Below are 5,049 nucleotides of genomic sequence, written 5' to 3'. Positions count from 1 at the left end.
GCCCAAGAGGTGCACGAAATCAGCCAGCGGCGGGCGTGTTCATTGGTGGGTGTCGACCGAACGTTGGTCCGCTACCGAGCCACGCGCCCTGATGATGCATCAGTCCGAGCGCGGCTGCGGGAACTGGCGGCCGAGCGGCGCCGGTTCGGCTGCCGGCGGCTGGGCGTCCTGCTGGTGCGCGTTGGTGCACGGATAAGCTATAAGAAGCTGCGGCGGCTGTAAGCCGAGGAGAAGCTGCAGGTGCGGCAGGTGGAGTGGCACTACATCGCCCCTGGTAGGCCGCAGCAGAACGCCTTCGTGGAAAGCTTCAACGGCCGTCAGCCATTCCACCGCAGCCTCAGGTCCCAGCGGCGAGGTACACGGCGCGGTGGAGGTGCCGATAGTGGCTGCCCTGGCGCTGTGGTTTGTCAGGCGGTTCAGCGGCATGGCGAGGTCTCAGTCAGGCAGGAACTGCAGCCAAAGGTGAGCGATAGTGGCGCTCACCGCCAAGCGGTCCCCCGTACGGCGTCTGCATCAAGCCTGACGTTTCCTGATGCCGACCACCGGGAGGCAAGTCCACCCTCAAGACATCTTGTCGACATCGATATATCTGATTGCACCTTAGGAATGATAAGGGGAGCTACACTCGATGCTCGGAGAACCACGGCTTGCACGCGTCATCAATGTCCAACAGGGCACCGCAGCAACTTCGTCGTGAACGGGGACGAGCGCTGCTGGAGGAGGCTGGCCTTGCTGCGCCAGAGCTGCTGGATCCATCCGTTCTCTGGATGGACGTCGAAGCAGCCTTTGCCGAACATGACCACCGCCGGGCCACTGCAGGCGCGGCTCTGGCCAACCTTGAGTTCCTGGACCAGGTCGCGAGCGCAGCGCGTCATTTGCACGACATTCTCGCCAGAGGGGCGAGCAACCAGCGCCGAGGAGCTTGTGACGCGCTCGAGGCGCGGTTGAAGACGGGCGGCGATGCGTCAGCTGCTGCGTGCACGGCGTTGCACAGCCCGGAGTTCCTCCTGGCCCTTGTCGCTGCCGCCAGAGCTGCGGCGCATGATCTGAAAGGCCATCGGTCACCCGAGCCGAGCTTGTCAGAACGTCGGGGTGGGCTGGAGAACGGCTGGCTCCTGGCCGAGGGCCTCCCGGAGGTGTTCTCGCGCCACACGGGGCTTGAAGCTGAACTCACGCTGGCTGACGAGGGGCATTCTGCACCGACGGCCTGCATGCGCTTCCTCAGGGCAGCGTTTGAACTATCTGGCCGTGAGCTGCTCAGCGATGCCGATGTCCTCACGACTGTCACACGCTGGAGGAGGGCGCAGAAAGCGAAGGCCTTGAGCGGGCAGGGAGCTCAGGCTCCGACGATCGCTCCCCCTAACAGGGTAGGGGGCAGCGAAGCCAGCGGAGAAGTTGAGCAGGACCGGGGTGGAAGGCGACGCTCGGCCATCTCCCGCTTCTTCAACCGTGGCTCAGGTAAGCCGCAGCTAGGGGTGACCTAGTAGGAAGGAACCGGGCGTGGCACCCCGTCGTGCCAGCACGATCAGATCAGGCCTGGGGCACTATCCAGCCCTCGGCCGGCAGCCCCCTTGGACATCCGTCTCAGGCAAGTTCCCCTCACCTGGTTGACGCTCATCAGCGCGAATGGCCGAATGCCTCCCCAGGGACGCCGGCGAGACGCATCGACACGGCGCGGGAGGGGGACAGCACGAGCATGGCTGATCGCATCGCATCCTTGCGCCTTGGCGCCTTGCTGGCAGCTGTCCTGGGGGTATCACTTCCAGTCCTGGCGCAGCCTGCGCCCAAGGACCTGCCCGGCCGCATCGAGGTTCTGCCCCTCCGCAGCACCACGCCGTCTGGCACGGAGTTCCTGCGAGGCGTCCGGGGCACTGAGGCCTCCCTCGCCGGCGAGCTTCGCCTGCCACCCGGCCCGGCGACGACCCGGGTGCCGGCCGTCGTCCTCGTCCATGGCTCGGGCGGCATCAGCGGTTCCACCGATCTCTGGGCACGCCAGCTGAACGAGGCCGGGATCGCCGCCCTCATTCTCGACAGCTTCGCCGGTCGAGGCATCACGAGCACAGTCACCGACCAGGACCTGCTGAACTCCCTGGCCATGATGGTGGACGCTTACAGGGCGCTGGACCTGCTGGCCGCTCATCCGCGGATCCGTGCCGACCGGGTCGCCGTCATGGGCTTCTCCAAGGGGGCCGTCGCGGCCGTCTACTCGGCCAGCACCCGCTTCCGCGGCCTCTACGGCAATCCGCAGAACCGCTTTGCCGCCCATATCGGCCTCTACACCCCATGCAACGTCCGCTACGAGGGCGATGTCCAAGTCGCGACCGTGCCGATCCGTCTGCACCACGGTGTGGTGGACGACTACGTCCCGATCGCCCCCTGCCGCGACTACGTGGAGCGCCTGCGTACCGCCGGGGCCGACGCCACGCTGACGGAGTACCCCAACGGCCAGCACAGCTTCGACAACCCGACGGCTCCCGCCCTTGTCGACGTGCCCAACGCGCAGAGCACCCGCAACTGCCGTATGCAGGAGGGCCCGAACGGGGTCATCAACCTGGCCGGCACGAACGAGCCCTTCGTGCAGAAGACCTCGGCGTGCGTCGCTATCGGTGCCCACACTGGCCACGACCCCACCGACGCCGCCGCAGTCCGCGCCAATGTGCAAGCCTTTCTAAAGGAGGCCCTGTTTCACTGAGTGTTGCTCGAACGTACAGCTCCAGCGAATATGCTTTGCGGAGCGCAGGGCTCTCTTCGCAGCCAGCCCTGTGAGCGACGTGGCAGTAGTCGGCCGCTCGAGCCAATGACTCCCCTGCTGGCTCGACAGTGCCGAGCCATGGGGCGGGTCCTTGAGGTAGGCTGGTAATGGTCATAACGTGCCGACGGGCCCGCATAGAACGGGTCGGAACGTCCGGTGGTCCTCAACATGACGCTGCTATCGACCCGGCGCAGTTTGGTTGGCTTGTCCCTTGTGGCGGCCACGCGTACTCAGGCGCAGCCCACGGGGCGCGTTGTCCGGACGGTTGTCGGCTTTGCGGCAGGCGGGCCGCAGGACATTGTGGCACGGCTCTATGCGGAGCAGCTGCGGGGCCGCTACGCGCCGCAGGTCATCGTCGAGAACCGCACCGGCGCCGGTGGCCGCCTCGGGGTGGAAGCGGTGAAGGCTGCGCCTCCGGACGGCATGACCCTGCTGGTCGGGGCTGCCAGCCTGCTGACGATCTACCCGCATCTCTACGGCCGCGCCTTGCGCTACGACGCGCTGGTCGATCTGACACCGGTCACGCCGGTCTGCGTCTACCCCTTTGCCCTCGCCGTACGATCCGACCATCCTGCGCGGGATCTCGAAAGCTTCGCAGCCTGGTCGCAGTCGCGCGGGGAGACGCCCTTCGCCAGTCCCGCCGCGGGCTCGATGCCGCATTTTCTGGGGGTGCAGATTGGCCGCTCCCTCGGCCTGTCGCTGACCCATGTACCTTATCGCGGCACCGCCCCCGCGGTGCAGGACCTGCTCGGCGGGCAGATCCCCGCTGTGCTGGTGCCGGTCGGCGGCGTCTCCACCTATCAGCGCAGCAGCGCGCTGCGCATTCTCGGCCTCTCCTCCGAAGAGCGCCTGGACGCGCTTCCGGGCGTGCCGACCTTCGCCGAGCAGGGCCACACTGACCTCACCGCCGAGGAGTGGCTCGGCGTTTTGCTACCCGCTGGGGCCCCCGAGGCCCTTGTAGAGGAGCTACGCCGCAGCCTCGTCGCGGCGTCAGAGACGCCGGAGGTGCGCGACGGCTTGTCGCGGCTGGACTACCGACCCCTGACAAGCAGCTCGGCCGAGTTCGCCCGGCGCCTTCGAGCTGAGCGTGACCAGTGGGGGCCGATCGTCCAGGCTTCCGGCTTCCGGCCCGAGGACTAGGCGCGGCGGAGCAGGGGGGGAAGAGCAATGCGGTCGGACAGCTCGGCGAAGGATTGGGCGCGCGCGCAAATGCGCGGCGTCGGGAACATCCTGCTGCCCTCCTTCACGCCCGACTTCAGGGCGCTCGATGAGGGGGGCATCCGGCACGACGTGCGGCAGAGCATCGCCCACGGCTTCTTCGGTTCCTCTTGCTCGACGCCAGGGCTCACGGTCGCAGAGACCGGGCGCTTCCTGGAGGTTGCCTGCGACGAGGCTGCGGGGCGTTATGCCATCGGCGCTATCCTCGAGCGCCCGAACCTCGAGGAGCAAATCGAGGTACTTCGTTGGGCGGAGCGCGCGGGGTGCAGTCACGCCTTCATCGTGCTACCGCGCGGTGTTCGGCCCCAGTCGGACGATGAGCTCTACGACTGGTACCTCCGGCTGATCGGCGACAGTCCGATGCGCTTCGTGCTGTACGGTCACGACAATAGGGCTTTGCGTGGCTTGCACCCGAGCGGGCTGCCGCTCGCCGTCTACGATCGCCTGGCAGACCTTCCGCAGGTCGTCGCCGTGAAGCTGACGCAGCCCATCAACTCTGTCCTGGCAATGCAGTGCTGCGAGACGGTCGGTGACCGGCTCGTGGTCAACCCCGTCAACCTCGACCTTATCCCGGTGCTCGCCCGCAGCTACCCCATTCAGGTGACCGCCGACTGGATCGTGGAGTCCGTCCAGTCGCCGGAGCGTCCCCTGGCGGTCGAGTTCATGCGCGAGATCCTGGCGGGCCGCATGGACGCGGCCCTGCGATGCTACTGGGAGGTGCAGCCCGCTGTGCGGGAGATCTTCACCCTGCAAGCCTCGCTCGTGGCGGTGGGCGGGCACCCCTGGCAGCACATGAAGTACTTCCAGTGGGCGACGGGCGGGAACGGCGGGCTGTCCCGTGATCTTGAAGAGAGCGACGTTGTCCCAATCCTGGATGCCGCTGCTAGACAGAGGATCAACGACACCTACCGTCACATCGGGATCATGCCCAGCGATGCGCCCGAGGACAGCTTCCTGGTCGGCCGCAATCTCTACGCGCAGGGTGTGCGGCCGGATGATCTGGCGGCGCGACCCCAGTACGCTTGAACAACACGATCTTGCCCCCGCATCCTTGTCAATCGGCGGTGATGTTCGCAGCA

At 66.9% G+C, this 5,049-nt stretch carries 4 protein-coding genes and 1 pseudogene; all 5 read left to right on the top strand.

Annotation, left to right across the window (positions count from 1 at the left end; all coding sequences use genetic code 11):
• Window positions 1–318, top strand: a pseudogene (locus D9599_RS31825) (integrase core domain-containing protein); the annotation flags it as partial.
• A 329-nt stretch (window positions 319–647) separates the two neighbouring features.
• Window positions 648–1,484, top strand: coding sequence for a hypothetical protein (locus D9599_RS31820; RefSeq protein ID WP_232481125.1), 837 nt, complete (start codon window positions 648–650; stop codon window positions 1,482–1,484).
• Between the two features lie 212 nt (window positions 1,485–1,696).
• Window positions 1,697–2,692: a dienelactone hydrolase family protein gene (locus D9599_RS30085; RefSeq protein ID WP_198385021.1), complete on the top strand. Its 996-nt coding sequence runs from the start codon at window positions 1,697–1,699 to the stop codon at window positions 2,690–2,692.
• Between the two features lie 360 nt (window positions 2,693–3,052).
• Window positions 3,053–3,892: a tripartite tricarboxylate transporter substrate-binding protein gene (locus D9599_RS30080; RefSeq protein WP_198385020.1), complete on the top strand. Its 840-nt coding sequence runs from the start codon at window positions 3,053–3,055 to the stop codon at window positions 3,890–3,892.
• Window positions 3,893–3,919: 27 nt separating this feature from the next.
• Window positions 3,920–4,996: a dihydrodipicolinate synthase family protein gene (locus D9599_RS30075; RefSeq protein ID WP_198385019.1), complete on the top strand. Its 1,077-nt coding sequence runs from the start codon at window positions 3,920–3,922 to the stop codon at window positions 4,994–4,996.
• Window positions 4,997–5,049: the final 53 nt, after the last annotated feature.

Source organism: Roseomonas sp. KE2513, assembly GCF_016107305.1.
Classification (GTDB): Bacteria; Pseudomonadota; Alphaproteobacteria; order Acetobacterales; family Acetobacteraceae; genus Roseomonas.
This window is presented reverse-complemented; position numbering and strand designations above follow the sequence as displayed.

Bases quoted from the DNA above. Each gene is read 5' to 3' on its own strand.
- D9599_RS30085 (WP_198385021.1), top strand. From the start codon at position 1,697: ATGGCTGATCGCATCGCATCCTTGCGCCTTGGCGCCTTGCTGGCAGCT.
- D9599_RS30075 (WP_198385019.1), top strand. From the start codon at position 3,920: ATGCGGTCGGACAGCTCGGCGAAGGATTGGGCGCGCGCGCAAATGCGC.